At 49.2% G+C, this 25,604-nt stretch carries 28 protein-coding genes; 10 read left to right on the plus strand and 18 right to left on the minus strand.

Going from position 1 to position 25,604, the window contains the following annotated elements:
- Window positions 1-16 precede the first annotated feature (16 nt).
- Entirely contained in the window at window positions 17-748 is a 732-nt protein-coding gene (locus LX24_RS10935) for a hypothetical protein (protein WP_166512194.1), read from the minus strand.
- A 101-nt stretch (window positions 749-849) separates the two neighbouring features.
- Between LX24_RS10935 and LX24_RS10940 the strand changes: the two genes are divergently transcribed.
- Complete coding sequence (locus LX24_RS10940; RefSeq protein WP_166512195.1) at window positions 850-1,590, plus strand: lipase family protein; 741 nt, start codon at window positions 850-852, stop codon at window positions 1,588-1,590.
- 312 nt (window positions 1,591-1,902) lie between these two features.
- A complete protein-coding gene (locus LX24_RS10945; RefSeq protein ID WP_166512196.1) occupies window positions 1,903-2,808 on the plus strand; it encodes a hypothetical protein in 906 nt (301 codons plus the stop codon).
- A 66-nt stretch (window positions 2,809-2,874) separates the two neighbouring features.
- Here the strand turns inward: LX24_RS10945 and nagB are convergent, their stop codons facing one another.
- Complete coding sequence (gene nagB, locus LX24_RS10950) at window positions 2,875-3,693, minus strand: glucosamine-6-phosphate deaminase (protein WP_166512197.1); 819 nt, start codon at window positions 3,691-3,693, stop codon at window positions 2,875-2,877.
- 294 nt (window positions 3,694-3,987) lie between these two features.
- Here nagB and LX24_RS10955 point away from each other — a divergent pair, with 294 nt between their 5' ends.
- The 5 genes from LX24_RS10955 (at window position 3,988) to LX24_RS10975 (ending at window position 7,484) form a co-directional block, all read left to right on the plus strand.
- Window positions 3,988-4,722, plus strand: a complete 735-nt coding sequence (locus LX24_RS10955) for a heparan-alpha-glucosaminide N-acetyltransferase (protein WP_166512198.1) — start codon at window positions 3,988-3,990, stop codon at window positions 4,720-4,722.
- Window positions 4,723-4,864: 142 nt separating this feature from the next.
- On the plus strand, window positions 4,865-5,365 hold the full coding sequence (gene tsaA / locus LX24_RS10960; protein WP_166512199.1) for a tRNA (N6-threonylcarbamoyladenosine(37)-N6)-methyltransferase TrmO: 501 nt from the start codon (window positions 4,865-4,867) through the stop codon (window positions 5,363-5,365).
- 5 nt (window positions 5,366-5,370) lie between these two features.
- On the plus strand, window positions 5,371-6,279 hold the full coding sequence (locus LX24_RS10965) for a 1,4-dihydroxy-2-naphthoate polyprenyltransferase (protein WP_166512200.1): 909 nt from the start codon (window positions 5,371-5,373) through the stop codon (window positions 6,277-6,279).
- Between the two features lie 104 nt (window positions 6,280-6,383).
- Window positions 6,384-6,674: a hypothetical protein gene (locus LX24_RS10970; protein WP_166512201.1), complete on the plus strand. Its 291-nt coding sequence runs from the start codon at window positions 6,384-6,386 to the stop codon at window positions 6,672-6,674.
- Between the two features lie 135 nt (window positions 6,675-6,809).
- Complete coding sequence (locus LX24_RS10975; protein ID WP_166512202.1) at window positions 6,810-7,484, plus strand: HAD-IB family phosphatase; 675 nt, start codon at window positions 6,810-6,812, stop codon at window positions 7,482-7,484.
- On the opposite strand, the gene LX24_RS10980 is transcribed toward LX24_RS10975, so the two are convergent.
- The 6 genes from LX24_RS10980 to LX24_RS11005 form a co-directional block, all read right to left on the minus strand.
- Window positions 7,481-9,085, minus strand: coding sequence for a putative polysaccharide biosynthesis protein (locus LX24_RS10980; RefSeq protein ID WP_166512203.1), 1,605 nt, complete (start codon window positions 9,083-9,085; stop codon window positions 7,481-7,483). The two genes, LX24_RS10975 and LX24_RS10980, sit on opposite strands and share 4 nt — an antisense overlap.
- Before the next feature lie 95 nt (window positions 9,086-9,180).
- Entirely contained in the window at window positions 9,181-10,062 is an 882-nt protein-coding gene (locus LX24_RS10985; protein WP_166512224.1) for a DMT family transporter, read from the minus strand.
- A gap of 107 nt (window positions 10,063-10,169) precedes the next feature.
- Complete coding sequence (gene cysK / locus LX24_RS10990; RefSeq protein WP_166512225.1) at window positions 10,170-11,111, minus strand: cysteine synthase A; 942 nt, start codon at window positions 11,109-11,111, stop codon at window positions 10,170-10,172.
- A 155-nt stretch (window positions 11,112-11,266) separates the two neighbouring features.
- Entirely contained in the window at window positions 11,267-12,904 is a 1,638-nt protein-coding gene (groL, locus tag LX24_RS10995) for a chaperonin GroEL (protein ID WP_166512204.1), read from the minus strand.
- Between the two features lie 52 nt (window positions 12,905-12,956).
- A complete protein-coding gene (groES, locus tag LX24_RS11000; RefSeq protein ID WP_166512205.1) occupies window positions 12,957-13,241 on the minus strand; it encodes a co-chaperone GroES in 285 nt (94 codons plus the stop codon).
- 386 nt (window positions 13,242-13,627) lie between these two features.
- Window positions 13,628-14,119 carry a MogA/MoaB family molybdenum cofactor biosynthesis protein gene (locus tag LX24_RS11005; protein WP_166512206.1) on the minus strand — a complete coding sequence of 164 codons (492 nt, stop codon included), beginning with the start codon at window positions 14,117-14,119 and terminating at the stop codon, window positions 13,628-13,630.
- A gap of 173 nt (window positions 14,120-14,292) precedes the next feature.
- Here LX24_RS11005 and fdhD point away from each other — a divergent pair, with 173 nt between their 5' ends.
- Window positions 14,293-15,069: a formate dehydrogenase accessory sulfurtransferase FdhD gene (gene fdhD / locus LX24_RS11010; protein WP_166512207.1), complete on the plus strand. Its 777-nt coding sequence runs from the start codon at window positions 14,293-14,295 to the stop codon at window positions 15,067-15,069.
- Window positions 15,070-15,219: 150 nt separating this feature from the next.
- On the opposite strand, the gene LX24_RS11015 is transcribed toward fdhD, so the two are convergent.
- The 6 genes from LX24_RS11015 to LX24_RS11040 all read right to left on the minus strand — a co-directional run bounded on the left by LX24_RS11015 (window position 15,220) and on the right by LX24_RS11040 (window position 21,870).
- Window positions 15,220-17,148, minus strand: coding sequence for a molybdopterin biosynthesis protein (locus LX24_RS11015; protein WP_166512208.1), 1,929 nt, complete (start codon window positions 17,146-17,148; stop codon window positions 15,220-15,222).
- A 314-nt stretch (window positions 17,149-17,462) separates the two neighbouring features.
- A complete protein-coding gene (locus LX24_RS11020; protein WP_166512209.1) occupies window positions 17,463-18,698 on the minus strand; it encodes a molybdopterin molybdotransferase MoeA in 1,236 nt (411 codons plus the stop codon).
- Between the two features lie 61 nt (window positions 18,699-18,759).
- A complete protein-coding gene (locus LX24_RS11025; protein ID WP_166512210.1) occupies window positions 18,760-18,939 on the minus strand; it encodes a hypothetical protein in 180 nt (59 codons plus the stop codon).
- A 256-nt stretch (window positions 18,940-19,195) separates the two neighbouring features.
- Window positions 19,196-19,516 (minus strand): MoaD/ThiS family protein, encoded by a 321-nt coding sequence (locus LX24_RS11030; protein ID WP_166512211.1) that lies wholly within the window; start codon window positions 19,514-19,516, stop codon window positions 19,196-19,198.
- A 126-nt stretch (window positions 19,517-19,642) separates the two neighbouring features.
- Entirely contained in the window at window positions 19,643-20,416 is a 774-nt protein-coding gene (locus tag LX24_RS11035; RefSeq protein ID WP_166512212.1) for a YkgJ family cysteine cluster protein, read from the minus strand.
- 218 nt (window positions 20,417-20,634) lie between these two features.
- Complete coding sequence (locus tag LX24_RS11040) at window positions 20,635-21,870, minus strand: MFS transporter (RefSeq protein WP_166512213.1); 1,236 nt, start codon at window positions 21,868-21,870, stop codon at window positions 20,635-20,637.
- A 527-nt stretch (window positions 21,871-22,397) separates the two neighbouring features.
- Here LX24_RS11040 and LX24_RS11045 point away from each other — a divergent pair.
- Together LX24_RS11045 and LX24_RS11050 are read left to right on the plus strand one after the other, a co-directional pair.
- Entirely contained in the window at window positions 22,398-22,775 is a 378-nt protein-coding gene (locus tag LX24_RS11045) for a hypothetical protein (protein WP_166512214.1), read from the plus strand.
- Between the two features lie 147 nt (window positions 22,776-22,922).
- A complete protein-coding gene (locus tag LX24_RS11050; RefSeq protein WP_207706593.1) occupies window positions 22,923-23,549 on the plus strand; it encodes a GNAT family N-acetyltransferase in 627 nt (208 codons plus the stop codon).
- Between the two features lie 175 nt (window positions 23,550-23,724).
- Here the strand turns inward: LX24_RS11050 and LX24_RS11055 are convergent, their stop codons facing one another.
- The 4 genes from LX24_RS11055 to LX24_RS15310 form a co-directional block, all read right to left on the minus strand.
- Window positions 23,725-24,321 carry a GNAT family N-acetyltransferase gene (locus LX24_RS11055; protein ID WP_166512216.1) on the minus strand — a complete coding sequence of 199 codons (597 nt, stop codon included), beginning with the start codon at window positions 24,319-24,321 and terminating at the stop codon, window positions 23,725-23,727.
- 42 nt (window positions 24,322-24,363) lie between these two features.
- Window positions 24,364-24,645 (minus strand): DUF503 domain-containing protein, encoded by a 282-nt coding sequence (locus LX24_RS11060; RefSeq protein ID WP_166512217.1) that lies wholly within the window; start codon window positions 24,643-24,645, stop codon window positions 24,364-24,366.
- 98 nt (window positions 24,646-24,743) lie between these two features.
- Window positions 24,744-25,088, minus strand: coding sequence for a hypothetical protein (locus tag LX24_RS11065; protein ID WP_166512218.1), 345 nt, complete (start codon window positions 25,086-25,088; stop codon window positions 24,744-24,746).
- Between the two features lie 420 nt (window positions 25,089-25,508).
- A partial coding sequence (locus LX24_RS15310; protein WP_423244337.1) for a hypothetical protein occupies window positions 25,509-25,604 on the minus strand: 96 nt, incomplete at its 5' end.

The following is a 25,604-nucleotide window of genomic DNA, read 5'->3' on the forward strand; positions in this document are numbered from 1 at the left end:
AGCACCTGGTACGCTTTTATTTCAAATTATTGTCCACCTGGGTTTCCAGAAACTTGATTTCATCTTCACTTAGTTCCCGGCCAAGGAAGCTTTGTAAAGCCCTTATGGAGGCACCCAAAGCTACCCGCCGCACATCCACCCCGCCGGTTGCAACTGCGGAACGATTGGCATTTACATACCTGGATGATGGCAGACCCGGCCCGTGGCTGGCCGGTTCAATATCAAAGTGCATGTCATACTCTAGTAAACGGTCAGCCGTGTCCGGCACCGGTTCCCCAACTTCTTTTCTGTCCAAAACCGGTTTGTCCGTGTATATACCGCCTCCGGTTCCGCCTTCAATTTCAAAGGGAACCGCCGTATCCCCTTGATTACGCATTTGCCGCTGCACCACGGGTTGTTCTTCAACCATCGCCTTACCGGAATCCTCACCATCGCTCAGTGATTTACCTTCATTCACTAACTGTTTTTTCTTCAACCGCTGCTCTCTGGCCTTTTCCTTTTTTTGTAGATAATTTGAAAACGCACTGGCTATTTCCTCTTCCACCTGCAGCACTTCCACCCGGTGCTGCTCCACTAATACAGGGTTTTTAGCCGCTTTGCCCTCCAGCATCTCTATCAAATCAATCTGGTTGGCGATTAGGGCTTGCAGTGACGGGGAAACCTTTACCGACACTTTCATTAAATCCCTGTCCACCTGGTGACCGGAGGGTGTGAATATATTCTCCTGCTGTTTGCTTTTTCGGACCATGTTTTCACTCCTTTAAGTTGCAAAATTACCCGGGCTGTTATAAATTTTCATTAGGTATTGTATTTTAGAACAAAGATAAACCGGAATCAAGGTGACAATTTATGTCTACAAGCCAATTTGAAGAGGAATTGGACATAAAGAAAATGATTTTCCTGGCCAAAGCGTGTGTTCAGACTTACAAACAGTTTAAATATGATGGTAAATTGATTGTACCCGGCGGGTACAGTCTGGTGCAAGTTTTTAAAGCCAAAGTTTTACGGGTTTTTGAATGGTTTGGTTACATTATTGAGTCGGAAAATGATGCTATCATTGCCTTTAGGGGTTCACTGTCCAGAAGGGACTGGATCACTGACCTGGGTGTCGCCCAAACAAATTATCAATTCGCACCCAATGCCGGCAAAGTACATAGAGGTTTTTATCATATATATAGTTCGTGCCGGGATAATATTTTAAATACACTGGAAGGCATGTCCCCGCATTTAAAAATATATATTACCGGGCACAGTTTGGGAGGCGGGTTGGCTGTATTAAACGCCCTGGATGTTGCCGTCAACACAAAACACAAAAATCCCATCATGTTAAATTTCGGCGCCCCTCGCACCGGTAATTATGATTTTGCTTCAGTATACAATAGATTAGTCAAAAACAGCATCCGGGTCGTCAATGACATGGATATAGCCCCCAAGAACCCCAACAGGGTTACGTTATCACCAATATTTAATAAATTTTGGGTTTACAAGCATGTTAATTATCCCTATACCATATCCTTTCAAGCCGGGGGCGCCATGGCCAACCACGATATTAGAAACTACCTAAAGCAGCTTGAAAAACAAGTAAAGTAAATCTTCTTCCAGCTTATTGAAGACTGGCTGGGGATAAGTTTACCCATTGGCTCCATAGGACCTGTAATAGGCTTACATGTAGGCCCCGGTTCAATTGGCATTGTTTATTACACCAAAGAATATAGCCGTAGTTTAAAACAAATATTAGTCCATGATAAATAAGACCTGGTTCAGGTGGGATTTTGACCCCACCTGACCTTAGTCACACTTATTTCAAGTTTATCACCGCTTAGACTTTCGCCCAAAGAGGCAGGAATCTTAGTGAAGGTTTACGAGATAAAATTTCAATAAAGGAAGCTGGCGGCAAATAAAATGCAAATAGATAAAATTGTTAACTTATTGGAAACCGAAGGACCTTTAACCGGCAAATCCCTTCTTGAAAAAACAAAAATAGATCAGTTTAGCTTGTGGAAAATTTGTAATAGCTCAGAAAAAATAATAACACAAACAATTGGTAAAAGGTACCTCAGGCTGGATAAGCAAGTGGAGGGATATGCAAGGCTTTCACCCTCCATAATAAGGGAGTTTTATGGTTATACCATCATAGGCACTGTAAACAACCTGCAAGAGATATCCAAAAGAGCGGAGTTGCTACAGCAGGAAATAGTGCAAATAAGCAAAAACAAACTGGAACTGGCCCGTGAGGTAATAAAAAAAATTTGTGAATCCCTCGAGGATTCACAAATTATTAAAGAATGCGCTTGTTTCATCATTGCGGGCGACGTAGCTTATGGAATGTCGCACCTTGAGCCCAGGCCCGAAACCTCCACCGGAGAGCTTGTGCAAGGTTCTGATCTTGATATTGTTGTTATTACCCGGGACCTGCCCGATAACATTATTAAAGGTCTCGACCTGGCTATATACAACGAAAAGAATTTTCTTCTCAAGAACCCCAGTTATAAAGAAGAGATCGATTATATTGTTAAAGACATTTCAAAAGCACGTGCCCAAATGGAGTTTGATTGTTTTGAATCCATGGTTGCTTCAAAAATTCTTGATGAAGGTCAATTTCTGTATGGTAGTTTAGATATTTTTAACGAAGTTAAAAAATTACTCTCTGACAAAGGCATACCCGAGAAAATTGCGGCTTTGGAAAAGGAAGCCTTAACCAATAGGGTTAACGCCGAAGCATATCTCCTAAAATGTGAAGGAACACTGGCTGACGAAAATGTTATGAAGCTTTTTTACACTAAGGAAGAAAAAGAAGAGTTTTTCTAACTGGACACCCGTGCCGCCAACGCGGCACCAGCGGAGGATGAAAATTACCTCACGCTATTTTCAGGATTAACACAAACCGTAATCACGCTTTAGCTTTTCTATATGCAGGTAATATTCCAGGTTATTTAGTTTGGAGGCAGCCTCTTTATCGAGCACAACTGTAATTTCACCGCTGTGCAGTTGTATCGCCGAAGCGGTAATTTGGGAAGTTATGGGGCCTTCAATGCTTTTTGCAACCACACCGGCCTTTTTTATACCATTTGCAATCATGATAATGTTTTTTGCCTCCAGAATTGTTCCAACGCCCATTGTGATGGCAAAATGCGGCATTTGCTCCCTTGCTATGCCGGCTTTTTTATAGAAACTCTCGTAATTGTCATCGAGGGTTTGTTTTGTTAAAGCCTGGATTCTTGTCCTTGAGGCAAGTGACGATCCCGGTTCGTTAAATGCCCAGTGACCGTCACCACCAATGCCTAAAAGCTGTAAATCAATTCCCCCTGCCTTTTTAATTTCTTCCTCATACCACTGGCAATGCTTTTCCGGATCTTTGGTGAGCCCATCGGGAATGCGTATGTTTTCCTTTTTAATATTAATATGTTTAAACAATTCCTCATACATAAACCTGGCATAACTTTGGTCCAATTCATATGGTTGTTCTAAATTAATACCAACCCCCAAATATTCATCAAGGTTAAAAGTTTTTACGTTGGAAAAGTCCAGTCCATCTTCCCTGTGCATTCTTACAAGTTCTTTATAGGTGCCTATGGGTGTGCTTCCAGTGGCCAGCCCCAGCACACAATCCGGCTTTTTTTTGATAAAACTGGCAATTAGCCCGGCCGTATATTTACTAAGCTCAGCGTAATTATCCTTGACAATAATATTCAAACCTTTTCCCCTCTATTCTCCTGCATATGTATTGCAAACCTATTGCTGCTGTACCGCGTATAAATATTGAATGCCTTGTTAAACTTACCCCCCTTCTTAAGCAATTGATTATTCAAATCCATCATATTATTATTTTACTATAATGAAATGCCGCAATGTGAAAAAAATTTTACTATAATGAAAAACCTTTGCTTTACACCTTGTTATTTCGACATAATTTTCAATCCCTTTTTGCTTGCCATTTAAGCACCTTGTTTGTTATATTGCCAGTAGGCATGGCGGAGGGAATTATACATGGAAAAGCGGAGCAACACGCGTTTATGGGAAATCGATATGCTCAGGGGCTTTGCTCTCATTTTAATGGTTACCTATCATTTTCTTTACGACCTTAATGAATTTTTCAATTACGATATCGCCTATAATGAAGGCGTATTTTATTTACTGGGTAAGTCAGCTGCCATATTGTTTATATTAATTGCCGGAGTAAGCTGTTCTTTCAGTAAAAATAACACCCTGCGGGGTGTCAAATTAATTATCTGGGGCTCGGTCATTTTCCTGGTGACATATATCACTGTACCGGGATCAAACATTATCTTCGGCATATTGCACTTTTTAGGCACTTGCCTGTTACTTTACCCGGTTTTCAAAAACCTCCCCCCTTATATACTGGTCGCCGGCGGTGCCGCTGTTATTGTTGCCGGAGAATTCACCGCCCAAATACCGGTCAGCCAAAACTGGTTGGTGCCGCTGGGCTTTTGGGGACCAAGCTTTTCCTCCGTGGATTACTTCCCGCTGATTCCGTGGTTAGGGGTATTTTTGCTGGGCATAGCCATAAGTAAGCTGGTGTACCAACAAAGGAAGAGTCTCACCGGGGATTTGGGCAAATATTTCCTTCCCCTTACTGTAGTTGGGCGGCATACCCTGGTTATTTACCTTGTTCACCAACCCCTTATACTGGCCGCCCTGTATTTAATCATTGACCCACAGGGCCTTATAGACATGCTGGGAAAATGCACAGCTACCCTGTAACCGAACCTGTAAGGGCCGGGTGGTAAAACCAGCTTCATATAAGAGCTTTATAGAAGGATAAATTTAATCTTTACCGCTTATCTCCGGGTTAGTCAATAGCAATGATGTTATAATTAAATAAAATTTAAACGGAGGCCAAGTCATGGTGATACAATACCAACCCATTGGAACTATCCACAGTGACCATAAAACTCCCCGGGGCACTCCCATCCAGGCTGCACTGGCCGGGAAGGCCAAAGGATATATCGACCTGAACCCTGATTATGTGCCGGGTTTGCGGGATTTGGACGGTTTTTCGCATCTTATACTTATTTACCATTTCCATTTGTCCCGGGGTTGGTCCTTAACTGTTAAACCCTTTTTGGAAGACGTGGAGCACGGTGTATTTGCCACAAGGGCACCCAAACGCCCCAACCCCATCGGGCTATCGGTGGTGCGCCTGGAGAGCATTGAGGGCAATATTTTGCACATCAGTGAAGTGGATGTTGTTGACGGGACACCTCTTTTAGACATCAAACCCTTTGCTCCCCCCTTTGACCACAGGGATAATTGCAGTATCGGGTGGATGAAAGGGAAAATAGACAACAGTGACCGGCACCATGCCGATGAACGTTTTTGTTCATACCCTTCGACCGGACGGTGAAGCAGATGATCAAGCAGCGCAAAAAAACAAACTGGCGAGTATGGTGGAGGCTGCTGCGGCCCCATACCTTAACAGCCGCCTTTGTTCCCGTATCAGTTGGTACCGCACTGGCCCTTCACGCGGGACAAGTTAATGTTCCACTGTTTTTGGTCATGCTGTTGGCGTCACTTATTATCCAGGCGGCCACCAATATGTTTAATGAATACTATGATTATGTAAAGGGGCTGGATACCCCCGAATCGGTGGGCATAGGCGGTACCATCGTTCGTGACGGGGTTCCGCCATCCACTGTACTGCGCATAGCCATATCCTTTTATGCCCTGGCTGTTGTCGCCGGGGTCTACATTTGCGCCGCAAGCAGCTGGTGGCTAGCCCTGGTGGGCCTTGGCTGCATGGCGGCCGGCTATCTTTATACGGGCGGTCCCTGGCCCATTGCCTACACCCCGCTGGGGGAATTGTTATCCGGGGTGTTAATGGGCACCACCATTATTCTTATTTCCTTCTTTATCCAGACCGGCTCGGTAAGTTTGGAGAGTGTACTGGTGTCAGTGCCCATTACCGTGCTCATCGGGGGTATTTTGCTGTCCAATAATATCCGGGATCTTGACGGTGACCGGGCCAAAAACCGCCGGACCTTGCCAATATTGATGGGTAGGAGCAATGCAATTAATCTTCTGGCGGTATTGTTTACCTTTTCCTATCTCTGGGTTACTGGCCTGGTGCTGATGGGAATTGTTTCTCCCTGGGCCTTGCTGAGTCTGGCCAGTATTCCTAAAGCACGGCAGGCCGTCCGCGGCTTCCATGGCAAGACCCGTCCGGTGGAAATGATGCCGGCTATGCAGGCCACCGCCCAAACCAATACCGCCTTTGGACTGTTATTAGCTGCGGGGCTGGTTTTAAGTTACTGGTTTTGATCACTTTATAAATATTGGAACTATGCTCATATTGCCATTGAAGTCTTTTATAGTAATGTATTATGATCATTATAGAAAATGTTTTACCAAGGGAGCGATTCATAATGGAATGGGTAACATTACAGACTTTGTTTGATAATGAAGAAAAGGCTATAAAAACCGCCAATATTGTTGCCACAACCGAGTCCAGGTTAGCCAGTAACCCCAATGGTCCTCAATATGAGGTGGAAACCCGGATAGAACAGGTGGAGGGCAAATGGCAGGTATCCTGGCGCAAAGTGTTTGCCGGTTTTAAATCCGGCTGCGGCGGTGGCTGTCAATCCTGCCAACAACAAAAGGCACCAAAGCGTACCAACGGCGGCAAAGTAATACCCTTTAGGAAACCCAATGCTTAGCATGCAAAATCTATAAGCATATTGTTTTTCTGTTTAGCCTGTCTGTGTACAATAAGTAGCGGACAGGCTATAATAATTACTGCGCAAAAGACATTGCGCACCAGTACACTTAAAAATAGCCAAAGGAGGCTTATCTTGATTAAACTGGCTGTATTCGACATGGACGGTACTTTAACCCTGGAGCGAAGCAGTTGGGAGTACGTCCACCGTAAACTGCATTTATGGAATCAAAAGGCCGAGCGGTACCAGCAATTATTTTTAGAGGGCAAAATAAACTACTATACCTTCTGCCAGTTGGATGCCCGGGACTGGGCCGGCCTGCCCGTCGCGAGGGTAAAGGAACTGATTGACGGCATACCTCTGCGCCCCGGGGTTCGTGAGCTGCTTGTCACCCTTAAAAGCCACCGGGTACCGGTGGCAATTATTTCCACCGGGCTTACCATGCTGGCGGCCAGGATTAACAGCGGGCACCAACTGGACTACTTTGTGGCCAACGATTTGGAAACCCGGAACGGGCTGTTTACCGGCCGGGCCATCATCAATGTATCTACGGATGAGCCAGGTATTACCAAAAGGGATTATCTTACCAGATTGATGCACCAGTACGTGGTAAAGAGCGAGCAGGTTATGACAGTGGGTGACAGTCCCGGCGATATAGAGATGTTTGAGGAAAGCAGCTATGCCTTTTTAATGACCGGTGACGGGGCTGACAGCGAAAATAACGCTGGCCCGGGCTACCCGGGCCACACGCGGGAAATAAAGGGCCTTGGCGAACTGCGGCGTTTGGTTGAGGCCATATTGCACCGCTAACCCCGCCCTATCCTTTCCAGAAAAGCTGCTACCCGTCCACCGCCGGGTAGGCGGCGCACATCTTCGGCCCGCACACCGCCCAACACCAGAAGAGCCACCGGATAAATAACCATTCCGGCCGCCACGGCCAGCAGGGTGGGCAGCGTATTACCCCCCATTTCCAGTTGGGCCACCTTATAGACGGCCAGCACCCCGGCGGACATTACCAGTGTAGCGGGTACGGACCGGGACAGCATATCCCAGAGGTTAAAACGCATGCCGGCTAGGCGCGACATCGCCACCATATTAAGCAGCGAAGCAATTAAAAAGATAACCACGGTGCCGTAAGCAGCGGCCCGGATACCAAGGGTGGGGGTTAGATAGTAAGTAATGGCGATTTTAAATATAATTCCGCATACCAGGTTGCGCACGGGTACTATGGCTTTACCCATGCCCTGCAGCGCCCCAGCCGTAACCAGGTGTACCGACCAAAATACCACCACGGCGGACAGGGCGGCCAGAGGTACCCCGGCTTCCACTTCGGCAAACAGCAACTGGGTCAATTGGGGGGCCAGCAGGTACAGGCCGGCCGCAGCGGGCAGGGCAAACAACACGGCCAGCCGCAGCGACTGCCCCAGTTGGTAACGGATACGGTCCATATCTTGTTTGGCAAAGGATTCCGACACAGCGGGCACCAAACTGGCCCCCAGTGAAACGGCCAGGGCGATGGATATATTGACAAAGGCCATGGCCATCTGGTTAAACTGCCCGAACAGGGCAACGGACTGCTGGTGACTTAAACCGGCCAGCTGCAGCCGGTCAATAATCAGCCACTGGTCGATCAGGTGGGTAACGGACATAGCCACCGCAGCAAATGATACCGGTATCGCCACGCTGAAGATCCGTCTAAGCAGGGACAGGGTTCCCTCCCTGGCCATGGAAAAATCCTGCGCGGCCAGTTCCAGCATATCCCGGCGCTGCTGGCGATAAATAAAAACCAGCATCAGCGTGGCCCCCACCGCCCCGGGAACAGCACCCAGATTGGCCCCGGCAGCGGCGATGGACAAACCCCGGGGCAACAGAAGGTAGCTGAACAATAATGTGGCCCCCACCAGCATCACCTGGTCGGCCAGTTGCGAGTAAGCTACCGCCCGCATATTTTGCAGCCCTTGAAACAGGCCCCGGTAAGCGGCGGTGACGGCAGCAAAGAATATCACCGGGGCAATGGCCCGCATGCCCAGGTATGCCTCGGGTATGCGCACCAAACCAGCCTCAATCAACCAGCCTGCACCGAAGAAAAGCAATAAAGAAAAAGTGCCGCCCAGCACCAGCATGGCAAACCGGGCCACTCTGAAGGTACGCAGCGCATCCCGGAAATGGCCCCGGGCCATTTTTTCCGAAACTACACTGGCCACGGCCACCGGTATGCCCGCCGACGAAAGGGTAAAAAACAGCAGGTAAATCTGGTTGGGCACGGCATAGATACCCAGTCCCTCGTCCCCCAAAAGCCGGCCCAGGGGAATGCGGTATACGGCGCCCAGTATTCTAATGATCAGCCATGCAGCGGTGAGGGTCAAGGCACCCTGCAGCACTGTTTGTTTGTTTAATAAATTCCTGGCCATCTAATTTTTCTCCCCCAGGGGTCAGGCTTAAACTTTTTTAAACTAACTATCTTATTTGCATATACCAATCATAACGCCGCCTTTACTATGCAAAACTATTTTTCAGATTGGGCGGTTGATTTAATGAATATCACCAGACCGGTTATAATTATCAGCCCACCAGCCACCTGCAGCCCGGTGGGTACCTGGCTAAAGATAAAATAAGCCAGTATAGTGGCTCCCACCGGCTCGCCGAGTATGCTAACCGATACCACCGCCGCCTTGACATAGCGCAGCGCCCAGTTAAATACAGTATGCCCCATTATGGTGGGCACCACAGCCAGCAGTACAAACATCAACCAGGTGGCGGGTGGATAGGGAGTCAATGGCAGTCTAAATAACAGCACCGCCACAAACAGGGTAACAGCGGCGGACCCGAAAACTACAAATATATATGGCAGCAGCGATAGGCGCTCCCTCAGTCCCCGGCCTATCAACATATAACCCGCCACGAAAATTGCCCCTAGAAAGGCCAGCAAATCACCCCACAGGGCTTGCCCTCCCACTTGAAAATCACTGATTCCCACCACCATACTGCCGGACAACGCCAGGGCAGCACCCAGCAACCCCCGGCGGGATATTTTTTCTTTATAAAACAAATAACCTCCTGTGATAACAAAAAGGGGCTGCATGGTCACCAGTACGGTGGAACTGGCTATGGAAGTATACTCCAGCGAGGTTACCCACACGGCAAAATGCAGGGCGAGCATTATACCAGCCCCACAGGCCAGCAAAATATCCCGCCGGGCCAGCCGCTGCAGTTCATGCCGCCCTGTAACCAGCGTTACCGGTGCCAGCATCAGCACGGTAAAGGTCATCCGGTACAGGGCAATAACCAGCGGCGGTGCCTCGGCCGCCTTGGTGAATATGGAGGAAAAAGCTGAGGCCAGTACACCCAGCAATACTGCCAGGTAAGGATTTATGAGCGGTTGCGACATTACTATGTATTCACTTCCCCGGTGCGGCATTAATTGAACGGTTTTTCCTCTCCCGACGCTATAATTCATTTACACTCCAAACCCCGTAACCACAATGTCAATAACCCTTAATTGCCCTCTGGCGAAAAAAGCTCCGTGGATAAGTACCGCTCACCGGTATCCGGAAAAATAACCACCACGGTGCGGCCCCGGTTCTGTTCCCGCCCCGCCAATTGCCGGGCCGCCCAAGCCGCCGCACCCGAGGAAATGCCCACCAGCAGCCCCTCTTCCCGGCCCAGGCTGCGAGCGGCCTCCATGGCCTCATCACCTGTCACTTTGATAATTTCATCCAGTATGCCCACATTAAGTACCCGGGGCACAAAACCCGCCCCGATACCCTGGATCTTATGGGGCCCGGGTTTACCGCCGGACAGCACGGGCGATTCGGCGGGCTCCACCGCCACCACCTTGAGGGCGGGGTTTCTTTGCTTCAATGTTTCTCCGATACCCGTTATAGTACCACCGGTACCCACCGCTGACACCAGCACATCCACATGCCCGGCGGTATCCCGCCAGATTTCCTCTGCCGTGGTGGCCCGGTGCGCTTCGGGATTGGCCGGGTTATCAAACTGGGCAGGCATGAATGAGCCGGGGATTTGTTCCACCAGTTCGGCGGCCCGGGCAATAGCACCGGACATACCCGCTGCCCCAGGGGTAAGTACCACCTCGGCCCCCAGCGCCCGGAGCAGTTTTTGTCGCTCCACGCTCATGGTTTCCGGCATGCAGAGGATACAGCGGTAGCCCCGGGCGGTGCAAACCATGGCCAAGCCGATACCGGTATTACCGCTGGTGGGTTCGATTACCACGTTACCCTTATCGTCACCCAGCATGCCCTTCTTTTCCGCCTGTTCAATCATGGCCAGCGCCACCCTGTCTTTAATGCTGCCGCCGGGATTAAAATATTCCAGTTTGGCCAGTATCCGGCCGGGTAACCCGCCGCCAAAGCGCCTCAGTTCGTAAAGGGGTGTGTTACCGATTAAATGTTTGATATCATGGGCAAACGGCATCATAATCACATCCACAACCTTAATTTTACAGATACTATTTAACTTTATCATCACCGGCGGCGCTTGTCAATTAAGGGCGCAAACGCCAGGTATGCCATGGCGGCTTGTTTAGCTACACAAAAAAAGACCCCCGTAAAAACAGGGGTCTTTCGTATTTATTACATCATTCCGCCCATTCCGCCCATGCCGCCCATTCCCGGAGGCATGCCGCCCTTGTTTTCTTCGGGCTTTTCCGCCACCAGTGTCTCGGTGGTCAAAATCATAGAGGCAATGCTGGCTGCGTTTTGCAGTGCAGAGCGGGTTACTTTGGCCGGGTCAACGATACCGGAGTCAATCATATTCACATATTCACCGGTGAGGGCGTTGAAGCCCACGCCGGGCTCGGCAGCCCGAACTTTTTCCACAACAACGGAACCTTCCATACCAGCGTTATTGGCAATCTGGCGCAGAGGCTCTTCCAGGGCCCGGCGGACAATGTCCACACCCACTTTTTCGTCCATGGTATCAGAAGTCAGATCGTTCAGCTCATTAATAGCCTGCACGTAAGCCACGCCACCGCCGGAAACAATGCCTTCCTCCACAGCAGCGCGAGTAGCGTTCAGGGCATCCTCAATGCGCAGCTTCTTCTCCTTCATTTCGGTTTCGGTGGCGGCACCCACCTGGATGACGGCCACACCACCGGCCAGTTTGGCCAGGCGCTCTTGCAGTTTCTCCCGGTCAAAGTCGGAAGTGGTTTCTTCAATTTGTTTCTTAATCTGGGACACCCGGGCGGTAATATCTTCGGCCTTGCCGGCACCACCCACGATAATGGTTTCTTCTTTCTTAACGCGTACCTTTGAAGCACGGCCCAGCATGGAGATATCGGCTTTATCCAGCTTTAATCCCACTTCTTCAGATATCTTGGTACCACCGGTAAGAATGGCGATATCATCCAGCATGGCCTTGCGGCGATCGCCAAAGCCGGGGGCTTTCACGGCTACGCAAGTGAAAGTACCGCGCAGTTTGTTCAGTACTAAAGTTGCCAGGGCTTCTCCTTCAACGTCCTCGGCAATGATGAGCAAAGCTTTACCGGACTGCACCACTTTTTCCAGTACCGGAAGGATATCAGCCACCGCAGAAATCTTACGGTCGGTGATTAGGATATAGGGATCGTCCAGGTTGGCTTCCATTTTATCGGTGTCGGTAATCATGTACGGGGATATGTAACCCCGGTCGAAGTTCATACCTTCCACAACTTCCAAAGTGGTACCGATACCCTTGGACTCTTCAACTGTGATTACACCGTCTTTGCCCACCTTTTCCATCGCGTCTGCAATCAGGTTGCCGATGGAATCATCGTTGGCGGAAATTGATGCCACCTGGGCAATGGCAGCTTTGCTTTCCACAGTTTTAGCGGTACCTTTAATGGCATCCACAGTTTTTTCAACGGCCTTTTCAATACCCCGCTTGATTATCATGGGGTTGGCACCGGCAGCTACGTTTTTCAGACCTTCCCGTACCAGAGCCTGGGCCAGCAGGGTGGCAGTGGTGGTACCGTCACCGGCCACGTCGTTGGTCTTGGTAGCCACTTCCTTAACCAGCTGAGCACCCATATTCTCAAAGGGATCTTCCAGTTCAATTTCCCTGGCAATGGTTACACCATCGTTGGTAATCATGGGAGAACCGAATTTTTTCTCCAAAACTACATTACGGCCTTTGGGACCCAGAGTAACCTTAACCGCTTCAGCCAGCGCGTTTACGCCCCTTTCCAGTGCTTTGCGGGCATCTTCGCGGAAAATAATTTCTTTACCTGCCACTTTAACTTACCTCCTCCAATGGGTATATATCATCATGTAAAAATCTTTAAAACTACTCAATTACGCCAAGAATATCCATTTCCCGTAAAATCAGGTATTCGACACCATCCATTTTGATCTCATTGCCGGCATACTTGGAGAATAACACCTTGTCACCGGCTTTGAGATCGATGGCCACCCGCTGCCCGTTATCCAGCAAACGACCGGAACCCACGGCCACTACTTCACCTTGCTGTGGCTTTTCCTTGGCCGTATCCGGCAGCACAATACCGCTTTTAGTTACTTCTTCGCTGGGCAGAGGCTTGACAACTACCCGATCGCCTAATGGTCTAATCACAAAAACCCCTCCTTAGAATATTTGTTAAGGTTTTGAGTGGTTTTATTTATTGTTAGCACTCATTTAAACCGAGTGCTAATACCCAAGTAATATAATATAGAACGAGCCAGCCAAAAGCAAGTATTTTTTAACAAGAAATTACCCTTATTTTTTATAAAAAGGACAATTTATTTAATATTGCTCAGGCTTTCTCCTTCTATATTGTTATTGGTGCCGTAGTTTAGTTTAACCTTATTTTTCGCTGTGGCGCCAGGCAATGCTTTAAAAATATGTCCTAGCAATATTTTCCCACTATTTTTTGGTTTTATACGGTAATTCTAAAAAATTTATAATTGTCCTTGTTCTACCAGGACAGCCATATTATACCTCGGTTTGCCATATTTAAATCAGGGTTTTCCGCACTCTACAGCCCGTCCCGTGAGTATTTCCAGGCCGTGAGGCAGCGCGGGCAGAACGGCTTCCAAGCACTCCCGCACCCCTTTGGGACTGCCGGGCAAATTAATAATCAGGGTACGGTGCCTGATACCGGCCACCGCCCGGGACAGCATGGCCCGGTTGGTTTTCTTTAAACTTTCCAGGCGCATGGCCTCGGCCAACCCCGGAGCCTCCCGGTGGATTACCGCCCGCGTAGCCTCGGGGGTATTGTCCCGCGGGCCGAAACCTGTGCCCCCCGTAGTTAAAATTAGATCGTGTTGACCGCGGTCAACCAAATCAATTAATGATTCCACAATGGTATCATAATCGTCAGGGATAACCCGGTACCCGGCCACCGTCCAACCCTGCTGCGCCATCAATTCCCTTATCACCCCGGCGCTGCGGTCCTCGCGCTCACCCCTGGCCCCCTTGTCACTCATGGTTAAAATAGCTACATTGAACATTTTTCAAACCCCCTTACCGGTGTTTAGCGTGCCCTTATGTACTTGTGCAGCTTTTGCCGCATTTTTACCGCCATTTGATTTTGTTTAAAGTAAGTATTTTTGGAATAAATATTGCGTTTTTTTTCAATAAAAGTGTACAATTGGAATACTAAGCTACTTTGGAGGGATGATTTTTGACTGGCCAGGTACCTGTAATGCTTGAAAAAGTAGCCGGCCCCGCCCGTACGCGCACAGAGGATGTAGTTGTCCGGGAAACAGCCATAACCCTCTACTTGAATAACACAGAATTGGTAACACTAATCTGCTCCCCCATGGATTTGCAGGAACTGTGCTACGGGTTCCTTTACGCCGAAGGCATGATTGCCAGCGCTGCAGACGTAGCCAGTTTCTCATTTAATGAACAGGACGGCCTGGCCTGGGTGGAAACCCATCGCCAGGTACAGGCCGAAAAGAATTTTTTGAAACGCCATGTGGCCTCCTGCTGCGGCCGGGGGCGGGCTTCCTTTTACTTTGTCAACGATACCGGCATTGTCCCTGTAACGTCCGAGCTGCGCATTTCCACTTCCGCCATTGCCTCCCTCCGGGAGCAAGTGGAGCACCGCTCTGCATTGTTTGCCAGTACCGGGGGCGTACACGGGGCCGCCCTCAGCGATGGTAAACAAATTCTTTGTTTTTTTGAAGATGTAGGCCGCCACAATGCGCTGGATAAAGTCACAGGATGGTGCCTGCTGGGAGGTGTAGCCACCCGGGATAAAATGCTTCTTTTTTCCGGACGAATTTCTTCGGAAATACTTGTTAAATCCGCCCGCCTGGGTGTACCCGTGATTGTATCCCGCTCCGCCCCCACCGACCTGGCACTGGAGCTGGCCAACCAGCTGGATGTTACAGTAGTGGGCTTTGCTAGAGGCAACCGAATGAATATTTACACCCGGGGCGAGCGAATCGTTTAGAAAGCCAGTAACTCTTAAGCCAGGAAACCCCGGGTGTCCATCTCTAACCTTTCAATCTTTCAACACCCGGCACCGGGGCTGGCGGCACCGGGCAGCCGCACCGAAACTGGTGGCACCGGAGGTGGTTGCACGAAACCGGCGGCACCGGAATCAACCCCGGCTGTCGTACATGATTTTACCGCAGTCCCGCAGGTCGTAGCCGCCCAACCCCTGGACTTCCTTCTGAAAGGCCGGTTCAATCATAATCTCCAACAGGCGTTTTATATAAGGTGTATCGTAATAAATGCCCGGAATACATAAATCATAACGTTCCTCCACCACGGGCACAAAGTCCAGTCCCAGGGCCTTGGCAGCTGCCCGGATGCCCATACCGGCATCGGCTGATCCCGAGGCCACCGCTGCGGCCACAGCCATGTGGGTGTATTCTTCACGCTCGTAACCCTTGATGTCATCCGGGTCAATGCCCCGCTCTTTGAGTTTAAAGTCAAATAAAATACGCGTTCCCGCACCCCGTTGCCGGTTAATGTAAGATAGACCCCGGGCCGCCAGATCCTCCACTCCACGAATACCGTGGGGATTGCCCGGTGCCACGATTAACCCCTGCTCCCGGTATACCAGGTTGACCAGCACCACCGGTTGGTCCGCCAACAGCCGTTTAATATAAGATACATTATAATCCCCGGTTTCCTCGTCCAGCAGATGGGTACCGGCACAGTGGGCCTCACCCCGCTTCAAGGCGCTCAAACCACCCAGGCTGCCCACATGGGCCGATGAAAGGGTGGCAAATGGATATTTTTGACGCAGGTGATTGGCCAGCACGTCCAGAGCTATGTCATGGCTACCGATAATCACCGTTGTTTCCCGCACTTCGGCCAGCGGGCGCATTAATTCCACCGTCACAGACTCCCCGGCGTTATAGCCTTCGGAAAGCCTGGGTACCCGCAATATGCCGTCGGCCCTCACCATGGACATAATCACACCGGCCCCCCGGGATATGGCGGTGGCGATAATTTTATCACCCACCTGCCCCAGTTTAACCCGGACGAATTCTTCGGTGCCCATGGGCGATACTATTTTCCGGGATACTATGGCATTGGTTTTCTCCCGGACGGGCGGTACTGCGCCCAATTTACTGTAGATGATGGGCTTAACAAACAACTCGGCCGCCAGCACCGCTGATACCGAGTAACCGGGTACACCAATCACGGGCTTGCCCGCCACCTCCCCAAGCACCACCGGCTTACCGGGCTTAATGGCCACACCATGGGTGAGCACACGTCCCAACTCGCCTATAAGCTCTGCGGTATAATCCTCCCGGCCCGCCGAAGAGCCGGCGTTAATCAGCACCACGTCACATTCCGCAACCGCTTCCTCCAGCCGCTCTTTAAGGGCCTGGTAATCGTCTACGGTAATTTCCCTGCGCTGGGGGGAGCCACCCCATTCAGCCACCATGGCCCCAAGTACCCGGGTGTTGTATTCAATGATGTCGCCTGGCTTTAGGGGTACACCGGGCTGTACCAGTTCAGTACCCGTGGGTAAAAGCGCCACCTTCGGCCGGGGATGCACGGCAATTTCCGTCAACCCACCGGCCAGTATACCCCCCAGGTCAACAGGACGCAGCCGGTGATTGGCGGGCACGATCATTTCCGTAGCCACCACATCCTCGCCGATTACCCGTACATGCTGCCAGGGCACCGCCCCGGCGGTTATTTCAAATACGTTTTCGTCTATAAAATGCACATCCTCAATCATAATGACAGCATCACATTCGGGCGGCAGGGGATCCCCGGTATCCACCACGGCCGCCGGGGCGCCCAGGGTTAGTTTTTTAGGCGTGGCGTCCGACGCGCCAAAGGTATCCGCAGCCCGTACCGCAACCCCGTCCATCGCCGCCGCGTGATAGTGGGGCGAAGAAGTCCGGGCGTACACAGGAGCCGCGGTCACCCGGCCCGCCCCTTCTTCCACTGCAATCACTTCACTGGGCCCCGGGGCAAGGGCTCCAACCCCGGCCAGGTGGGCAAGATATTCTTGCTGCGCCTCTTCCAGCGGCTTGTCCTCCAGATAAACATCCCTTTTCATAATTTCACTCCGTTCGCCAATATAGTTAATTACATTGGACCATTACCTCACTAGTTTCACGTATAAACTTACAACCTTATATACATCCCTTTCCAGAGCACAAAACTTCATGAAATAATTTCTTTCAGGCTATTAACTTCAACACCCGTCACCACGGTAAATCCGGCTGTAATTATTGTTGTTGTGTTAGCAACATAAACATTCAGGCTATTTTCATATCGCCACCGCAACAAAACGACAGGAGCCCCGCAGGCAAATTTCGCTGAGCTATAAATTACGCCAGTATTAGTTTAATAAAGTTTAAGCCTGACCCCTTAAAACAGCTTGACCTCGATGTACTCACCGGCCTCAACCCCTTCTTTTTCGGCGGGAATGCGGGCCAGGCCGCTGGCTCGCACCATAGTGCTGATGAGCCCTGATTTACCCAGCACGGGATCAGCGAAAATTATCCCGTTTTCCCGGTACAGCCTGACCCGTAAATAATCCTCCCGACCGGCAGCCGAACGCATATTACGGGTCATCCTGGCGCGTACGGGAAACTCCAGCGGATCGTCGGGGTAATCGCCGTATCTCAACAGGGGCGTGACAAGTAAATCAAAGACCACCATGGCGGATACCGGGTGGCCAGGCAGCCCGAATACTGGCTTACCATCCACCACAGCCCCCACCGTGGGTTTACCGGGCTTGATGGAAATGCCATGGAACAGCACCCCCGGCGCTCCCAGGGTATCCAGCGCCCGGGCGGCCACGTCCCTGATACCTACCGAGCTGCCGCCCGAAAGCAGCACAAGATCACATTCCACCAGCGCCTGCCGGAGTTTGTCCAGTAGAGATGCAAAGTCATCCCGCACGATGCCATAAATGCGAGGGCGGGCTCCGGCAGCCGCCGCCTGGCCGTATAAGGCGTAGGAATTAATATCCCGTACCTGGCCCGGTCCGGGCTGCTCCAGGGTTTCCACCAGCTCATCGCCGGTGGATATGATACCTACCCGTACCGGTTCAAACACCGGCACACCGGATAGTCCAACCGCCGCCAAGAGCCCCAAATCCTGGGGCCTGAGCACGTGACCCCGGGACAGCACCCCGTCCCCAGGGGCTATATCTTCGCCGGCGCGCACAATATGGTCCCCCGGCGCCACCGGCCTGGTCACCCCTATAGTCCGCTCATCCAGTTCCTCGGTGTATTCCACCATCACCACCGCATCCGCCCCGGACGGCAGCATCCCCCCGGTGGGTATGCGCCAGGCCTGGCCCGCATTCAACTTTCCCGCAGCCGTGGTATTCCGGCCCATCAACACTTCACCGGTTACATTAAGGTAAGCAGGCAAGCTCTCTGTTGCCCCAAAGGTATCCCGGGCTCGCACGGCAAAGCCGTCCATGGTAGAGCGGTCAAAACCCGGTACCGCGTCCATAGCCGACAGGTCCCGGGCTAGCCGGCGGCCCAGTGCCTCAAGAAGCGGGACTTGCTCAACCGGTAAGGTCGCAGTAATATGTTTTCTCAACAATTCCCGAGCATCCCGCACCGTCCGGACTTGAAACAGTTCACCCATTAAATTTTCCTCCCAACGCTTGTCTTACTAAAGCGGCGTCACATTATTAAAACTAGCCGGACTAGAAGCAGCCCAGTTCGCAGCCGTAAATTTTTATTTTCAATTCATCCGCCATCTGACCGATTTCCCGGGGAGCAACGCCCAATTCTTCGGCCAGTTTTCTGGCTGCGGTACAGCTTAATTTACCGTCCTTGGCAGCGTTTAGTAAAGCTGTTTTTATCTTCTCGATATTTTTGGCCATTTTTTAAAGCTCCTTTCTTATTGAGGCATAACCACTACACATTCACCCCAATGCAGCACTAAAATAGTAAGCCGGTGCAGTAAGCTCCTTGCACCCAGCGACACTCTTTGCGATGATAAAAGTATATTTTTTATAAAGAGACCCTTTATAGCCATATTGTACAACAATTATAGACAACTTAACCCACAAAAAAACCTGTCGGCGATTAATTACACGCCGCAGGAATAAAATTTGCGGTACACTTTGTCATAGCAAATTATTTGTCATTATTCTGGTCTTGTTGATTTTCGGGCGGTTTGACCAAACCCAAAATAACCCGGTATGGACCGGGGGTTCCCGGTGGTACAAAGGCCACCCGATCACCGGGGTGCACTGTACGATTCAGCGGCCCGGCCAGGCCGTTGATAAAAACTCCCTCTATTTTCTCCCGGGGAAGTTCCATGCGCCGAGCCAACTCTTCGGCAGTACAATTACCATCAAGGGGCACTTGCACGGGAAAGGGCCAGCCACGCTGATCAAAAATTTCTTTAAGAAAAGAAAAACCTCTGACCTCCACGACACCACTTGGTACCGTCATCACCAATCACTCTCCCAAATATACTACCAATTTTGTAAGGTATCGTTAGTATATCATAATATATAAGACTTTTTCCGATATGGTTTAAAAAGCATAACTACATCTTTTTATTTATGAAAGCCGGTGTTAACTCCCCAAGACTTCATCCCTAATTTCCATCGATTTGCGCAGGTCAAAATCCCGGGCCAGCCAGCGGAAGCCGAACTGCAGCAGTGCCAGATCGTCGTTTTTAATCTTCCTGGCCGTATCCCCGTCCACCCCGAAGGCGGTTAGAAAGCTCCCTTCAAATACATAACGGCGGAATTTGTCCAGGTCGTAACAGGTCATGTAAAAGGTTTCCCGTATATGCTCGTCAAGGGCCAGCATCCCGGTAAAATTTATTAATTGGGGGATTTTGTCGAATCCCCGCTCCAGTTCACCGTAGTTATCGTTACGCTGGTTCCGCATCCATTCCCCCACTGTCCACTCCCGGTCCTCCAGTAAGCCGTGGCAGTGATCGCTGTCAAAGGCAAACCCGTACCTGTTTTCACCCCGGATTTCCACCGGGGCCATCCGGCAGGACCAGGGCCTTTCATCATAAATCGAACAGCCCCGCTCCGTAACAAAGGGACAAGCCAGGCCGGCATCCTCCCGCATTTTAATGATCACCAAAGGAAACCGCTGCCCCCGGAGCTGTAGCCTGGTGGTATAGCGCTGCAGAAAATCGCCCGTGTCAAGACCCAGTTTTCTGCTCATGCGCAGCACATCATAGGGGGAAAGAAAAATATTGATATCCCGGCAGCATCGGTTAAAACACGTCAATTTTTCGTGACACAAAAATCGAAACTTGGTGTCCCCGGCAAATTCGGTATGCCGTCCCTGCACCGCCAAAGGCCGGGAGTTGGATGGTTGGTTGGACATATTATCACATCACCTCAGGGAATAATATGTAATTGGCTTGATTTATTTCGTTTTGTTAAAATCATGAGGATTTCCGTTACCGCTCGTACATACGGGATAAAAGCTTATAAAACTTTAATACAAATGTTGTTAATTCGATCATATACCGTAATGCCTGCTTTGGCAAACACTTCGACCTTTTAAGCACCCTGCCTCCGTCGAGGCAAGCACCTGCTGTATTACCGGTGTTGTTTCTCCCGCAGGGATAACCCCAGCAGCAATGCCACGGCCAGTGCAATAACAAGACCTGCAGTGACCCCCGGCCAGCCATGGTCGTGCCACAAAAACCCCAGGCCGGTACTGCCGAAACTGCCGCCTGTATAATAACACACCAGGTAGAGTCCCGTTGCACTGGCTTTGGCTTTAACCGCGTGTTTATTCACCCAGGCGCTGGCGGCGGCGTGTGCGGCAAAGAAGCCAAAGCAAAATATTAATAGGCCGGCGACAATTGTCCAAAGGGACGGCAATAGCAAGGTAAACACTCCGCCCAGAGCCACCAGCACCCCCAGCACCACGGCCAACCGGTTGCCGGCCACGTCGATAAAACGACCTGACAGCGTGGAGCTCACCGTGCCCGCAAGATAAGTCAGAAATAACCAACCTATGGCGGCGGTGGAAAGATAATAAGGGGGACCGCTCAGACGAAAAGCTATGTAATTAAATATACCAACAAAGCAAAACATACAAACAAAGGCAATACCATACGCTTTTAGTAATGTGGTATTTTTCATATGCGACCACATGGACGTAATCGCAGTATGCAGTCCCGCAGGACGGGGCTTAAAATGAGTGGACGGGGGCAGTAAATAATAAAACAGTACCGTCCCCACTACGCCGACAATACCCATAACCAGAAAAGAAGCACGCCAGGAATAAGCATCGGCTAAAATACCACTGATGATACGCCCGCTCATGCCACCAATGGAATTGCCACTGATATACAGACCCATGGCCAATCCCAGTGCCCGGATATCAAATTCCTCACCCAAATAAGCCATGGCCACCGAAGGCAGGCCGGCCAGCAGCAGCCCCTGGGCCACACGCATTACCAGTAACTGATTAAATGATTCGACAAAAGGGGCCACCAGCGCCGGCACCACCGCCAGCGCCATGGTCCAGAACATCACCTGGCGACGCCCCACTGCATCGGATACAGGACCCCAAAAAAGCAGCGCAGCACCCAAAGAGAAAATAGCCAGGGAGATTGACAGGCTGGACGCGGCGGGGGATATCCCGAACTCATCAACAAACAACGGCAACAGTGGCTGGGTAAGATATAAATTGGCAAAGGTAAGAAATGAGGCAATAAATAGCGCCAGCGAAGCCCTTTTAAAACCCGCTGTTCCCGGCAAGAAACGTTTACCGGAATAAGCCTCCGGCGCATGCAAACTCTTTTGACTGGACGTCCGGACCATTAATAATTACCCCGCTTTCTTGGCATACAAGTTGGGACCGTTGCAATCACCACTGAAAAACGAGCAGCAAAGATTTATCATAGCCAACATAATGATATATTTTTAGGTGCTGTTCTATGTATATTATACAAAATAATACCGCCATGATATAGCCTGACTAGTTGCGGTTGTTTTTGAGCTAATTTGCTTGAAGATCTTTCCCGGCAGCCCCCACATTGATATAATTGATTAAATGTGTAATTGGCAATTGAATAAGGAAAGGAATGATGCCTCATAATGAAAGCTTTATTCTTTAAAAAAAACAACCGGCTTTCACTGGAGGAAACACCCGGGCCGGTACCCCGCTGATTACCCATGAAATGAAACTGGACAGTATTTTAGAAAGCTACTGCATCTTTAAAGACAGGAAGGCAACTGCATCAAGGTAATGATTACCTCAAATTAGCCACGTATAATGGGAAATAATAGACGATAACATGTTAAATATCTCTGACTACAAACTTTTTTCAGAAAGGCGGTTTTTATCCATGGCGGGTATGGTAAGACATTTCGGTATCGGCCTGTTGATATATGAAGATATCATCGATTGGGACAACTACGAGTCAAAGGTTGACCCGGTGATGAAAATGGAGTTTGAATTCGACGGTGTGCGAAAAAAGGTATACGAGGTTATTATTGTGCCGGTTGACCGGCCTTATGTGGGAATAATATTACCCAGCCTGTGGGGCAAAATACGCTCAGCGGGACTGGGCGGTCACGAAATCGAGCTGGATGATGTTGATCCCAGGAGTATCGGAGTCAGTGTATATGCCCTGGATACCGCTGCAACAATATTAAATAAAATCTCCACCCGCAAGATTAGCTTAAAGGAATTAGAACTGCGTTTTTATGAATATTGGGTTTAAGTGATTATTAGCAAAAAGCAGAAAATTTTTAATAGAGACACTTAATTTCCATGTATTGCAAATAAGTTTAAATAACATTTATAATAAATTAAACAGTTGTCGACCAGAGTTACACGGTGATACTAAGGCATGGAAGGAGGTAATAGCATGTTCCAACAGGTTATCCACGAAACCCCCAAGGGAACAATATACATAGAAGGTCCCTGCCCGGGCTCATACCTGGCTGATCTGACCATGAACAGCAAGCTAACCAATTTTCGCCCACCGGAAAAACAAAAAAAAGCACTGATCGCCATTACCGGAATGCCCCACGGTATGATTTATATAGCCCGGCATGAAAAGGAAATAGTGGGTTATATCACCTTCCACCGTCCCGACGAAAGTTCACGCTGGATTAAACACCCCCGGGTTTTGGAACTGGGGGGCATTGAAATAAGCTCGGACTGGCGCCGTTGTAAAATTGCCGAAAACATTCTCAAAGCGGGTTTTTCCAACCCGGTAATGGAAGATTATATTGTAATCACTATGGAAATGTGCTGGCACTGGGATACCCGCAATACCAAACTTGATATTTGGGCCTACCAAAAAGTTCTTTGCAACCTGTTTGGCAGCGTAGGTATGAAAAGAACCGCCACCGATGACCCTGATATCCTGGAACACCCCGCCAACGTACTGATGGCGCGTATCGGCCAAAATGTCGCCGTCAGCGACGTGGCTTTATTTGAAAGCATGCGTTTTCAGAACAGGTACGGCAATGCAGTAAACCTGCTTTGATATGATTCTTTATCATAACCTTTGGCATTGTCACCCTGGTCAATCCCATTGCATTGCACTTTTATGCACTTAAAACTCTTTACACTGTAAGTTATTATCTGTATATTTACGCTAAAGTTACTAATTGTTATAATATATTTCCAACAATTAAAAAACCGCCTTGCCAGGCGGATTTCTATTTTTTTTCCCCTTTACACACCCCGCCCGGCTGCCTCCTATCCCTCTTTTCAATGGATACCACTCTGTTCGCTGCTTTCAACACTTTAATAAAGTCCACGTCTTTGTAAAAACCACAACTTTTTAAGAACCTGCTGCCTGCAAAGGTTGTATTCTCCACAAAAAAAACGGTATCATCAGGAAAACATTGTTCCAAGCGGCTGTATAACATACGTCCCAGTCCCAATCTTCTTAAATCCCGGCGCACCACGATAATATCGATTTCCACCAAATCCGCTTTATGCACTCTGAACACGCAAAAGGCCAGCGGCATACCGGTATTCTCCACCATCAACAGTATTAAGTTATCCTTTAACCTCTTCAGTCCCGTATAGTTAGGGTTGATTTCACCCATATCTTCGAATTGCATAAAAAAATCTATAAATTGCCAATAGGTTATCCGACCCGCCAGGCCGGTAAAAGAAAATGCCATATTGCTGCTGCTTTGGGCAGTCGTTTCAGGGTAATACAAATACAAGGACACCGCCGCAGGATCCATGCGCTCGCCCCCCGACAGTTTTACATCCACTAAAAAACCTATAATTGCAATTTGCATACCAATCCAATTTCCATGCCGGAAGGCTAGCTTTTTCACTTTTTACAGCAATTCCCTTTCCATACTGATAACTTCCACTCCATTATGGTTCTCAATAAAGCGTACAACTGTGTCCAGAACACTTTGTATATGGGCTATATCACCGCTGACAGCGCTTATGCCCACTGTTGAATATCTCCGGTTGTCCTGCCGGCCAACCTCCGCCACCGATACATTGAAACGGTGCTTCAACCTTTCCAGCAAGCTTTTCAGCACCTTTCTCTTGTCCTTTAATGAATCCGAACCGGCCAGTAACAATTCCAGAGTCAATACTCCCACCACCATTACCTTCCCTCCAACACTTCAATTTACGATACATATATAAATTATCATAAAGATGCAACCATAAAAAACCCCCTCACCGGCAATGGAGGGGGAAGTCGTCAGTAATCAAGATTTTTCATAAATTCATTATACTCTTCTTCTGAAACCGTGCGCCAGCTTAGTTTGCCCGATCGGGATACACCGATGAGCTGGTGTATAATCTCTATTTCTTCGACATAGCGCGCAATATCAATTTTTTGTATACCTTCGGGTGTACCATTAAATAATATAACGGGTTTTTCAACATTACCTTCCACCCATCTTCCCTCAAAACTCTCATAATCCTCCATTTTAAATAAAGGTACTTTAAGCCAGTAAATATACGTTATTCGAGCTTCTCCACCGGCCACCAGAAGTGTCAGTCGAAGGTGATCTTTGTACGCAATACACACTTTATTTAGCATTTTGAATCCACCTGCAATGTATGTGATATTTATCACTATTGTACTTTTTTCAATTACCAAAGTCAACAACTTATTGGATAAACAACTATTCTTGCGGGTACAGCAACTATCGTGTAGTGACAAAAATACCTGTGTCTATTTAGTATAGCATTAATAATACCTGGAGTGAGATCCTTTTTATTGTAAACCAAAAAAAAGTCCCTGGTCGGGGGGAGTTTTTTACCGGCCAGGGGGAGGCTAAAGTATGCCAAGATTTAAAATTTATATAAACCTGCAGGTTACCCGGTGGGCCGGTAAAATTAATCCGGGTTTGCCGGTTGTTAATCATTACCTGTGACACCAGGGGTAACCTGCCGGCTAATTATTTAAAAGAGTCCATCCAGTTCGATTAGATAACACTGATAGTCAGCTACCCGGTAGCTACATTAGCGGATCCATAGTCAGGGCGGGGTGTCCTTTCTCTTCCAGGAAGGACATGATTTCCTCACCGCTGGTGCCTATGGTCTCGTCAGCTAT

This window comes from Desulfallas thermosapovorans DSM 6562 (assembly GCF_008124625.1).
GTDB classification, from domain to species: domain Bacteria; phylum Bacillota; class Desulfotomaculia; order Desulfotomaculales; family Desulfallaceae; genus Sporotomaculum; species Sporotomaculum thermosapovorans.

Excerpts from the sequence above, each read along its gene's own strand:
- LX24_RS10935 (WP_166512194.1), bottom strand. The coding sequence starts at position 748 with ATGGTCCGAAAAAGCAAACAGCAGGAGAATATATTCACACCCTCCGGT.
- LX24_RS10940 (WP_166512195.1), top strand. The coding sequence starts at position 850 with ATGTCTACAAGCCAATTTGAAGAGGAATTGGACATAAAGAAAATGATT.
- LX24_RS10945 (WP_166512196.1), top strand. The coding sequence starts at position 1,903 with ATGCAAATAGATAAAATTGTTAACTTATTGGAAACCGAAGGACCTTTA.
- LX24_RS10955 (WP_166512198.1), top strand. The coding sequence starts at position 3,988 with ATGGAAAAGCGGAGCAACACGCGTTTATGGGAAATCGATATGCTCAGG.
- tsaA (WP_166512199.1), top strand. The coding sequence starts at position 4,865 with ATGGTGATACAATACCAACCCATTGGAACTATCCACAGTGACCATAAA.
- LX24_RS10965 (WP_166512200.1), top strand. The coding sequence starts at position 5,371 with ATGATCAAGCAGCGCAAAAAAACAAACTGGCGAGTATGGTGGAGGCTG.
- LX24_RS10970 (WP_166512201.1), top strand. The coding sequence starts at position 6,384 with ATGGAATGGGTAACATTACAGACTTTGTTTGATAATGAAGAAAAGGCT.
- LX24_RS10980 (WP_166512203.1), bottom strand. The coding sequence starts at position 9,085 with ATGGCCAGGAATTTATTAAACAAACAAACAGTGCTGCAGGGTGCCTTG.
- LX24_RS10985 (WP_166512224.1), bottom strand. The coding sequence starts at position 10,062 with ATGTCGCAACCGCTCATAAATCCTTACCTGGCAGTATTGCTGGGTGTA.
- cysK (WP_166512225.1), bottom strand. The coding sequence starts at position 11,111 with ATGATGCCGTTTGCCCATGATATCAAACATTTAATCGGTAACACACCC.
- LX24_RS11005 (WP_166512206.1), bottom strand. The coding sequence starts at position 14,119 with ATGTTCAATGTAGCTATTTTAACCATGAGTGACAAGGGGGCCAGGGGT.
- LX24_RS11015 (WP_166512208.1), bottom strand. The coding sequence starts at position 17,148 with ATGAAAAGGGATGTTTATCTGGAGGACAAGCCGCTGGAAGAGGCGCAG.
- LX24_RS11020 (WP_166512209.1), bottom strand. The coding sequence starts at position 18,698 with ATGGGTGAACTGTTTCAAGTCCGGACGGTGCGGGATGCTCGGGAATTG.
- LX24_RS11025 (WP_166512210.1), bottom strand. The coding sequence starts at position 18,939 with ATGGCCAAAAATATCGAGAAGATAAAAACAGCTTTACTAAACGCTGCC.
- LX24_RS11030 (WP_166512211.1), bottom strand. The coding sequence starts at position 19,516 with ATGACGGTACCAAGTGGTGTCGTGGAGGTCAGAGGTTTTTCTTTTCTT.
- LX24_RS11035 (WP_166512212.1), bottom strand. The coding sequence starts at position 20,416 with ATGTCCAACCAACCATCCAACTCCCGGCCTTTGGCGGTGCAGGGACGG.
- LX24_RS11040 (WP_166512213.1), bottom strand. The coding sequence starts at position 21,870 with ATGGTCCGGACGTCCAGTCAAAAGAGTTTGCATGCGCCGGAGGCTTAT.
- LX24_RS11045 (WP_166512214.1), top strand. The coding sequence starts at position 22,398 with ATGGCGGGTATGGTAAGACATTTCGGTATCGGCCTGTTGATATATGAA.
- LX24_RS11050 (WP_207706593.1), top strand. The coding sequence starts at position 22,923 with ATGTTCCAACAGGTTATCCACGAAACCCCCAAGGGAACAATATACATA.
- LX24_RS11055 (WP_166512216.1), bottom strand. The coding sequence starts at position 24,321 with ATGCAAATTGCAATTATAGGTTTTTTAGTGGATGTAAAACTGTCGGGG.
- LX24_RS11060 (WP_166512217.1), bottom strand. The coding sequence starts at position 24,645 with ATGGTGGTGGGAGTATTGACTCTGGAATTGTTACTGGCCGGTTCGGAT.
- LX24_RS11065 (WP_166512218.1), bottom strand. The coding sequence starts at position 25,088 with ATGCTAAATAAAGTGTGTATTGCGTACAAAGATCACCTTCGACTGACA.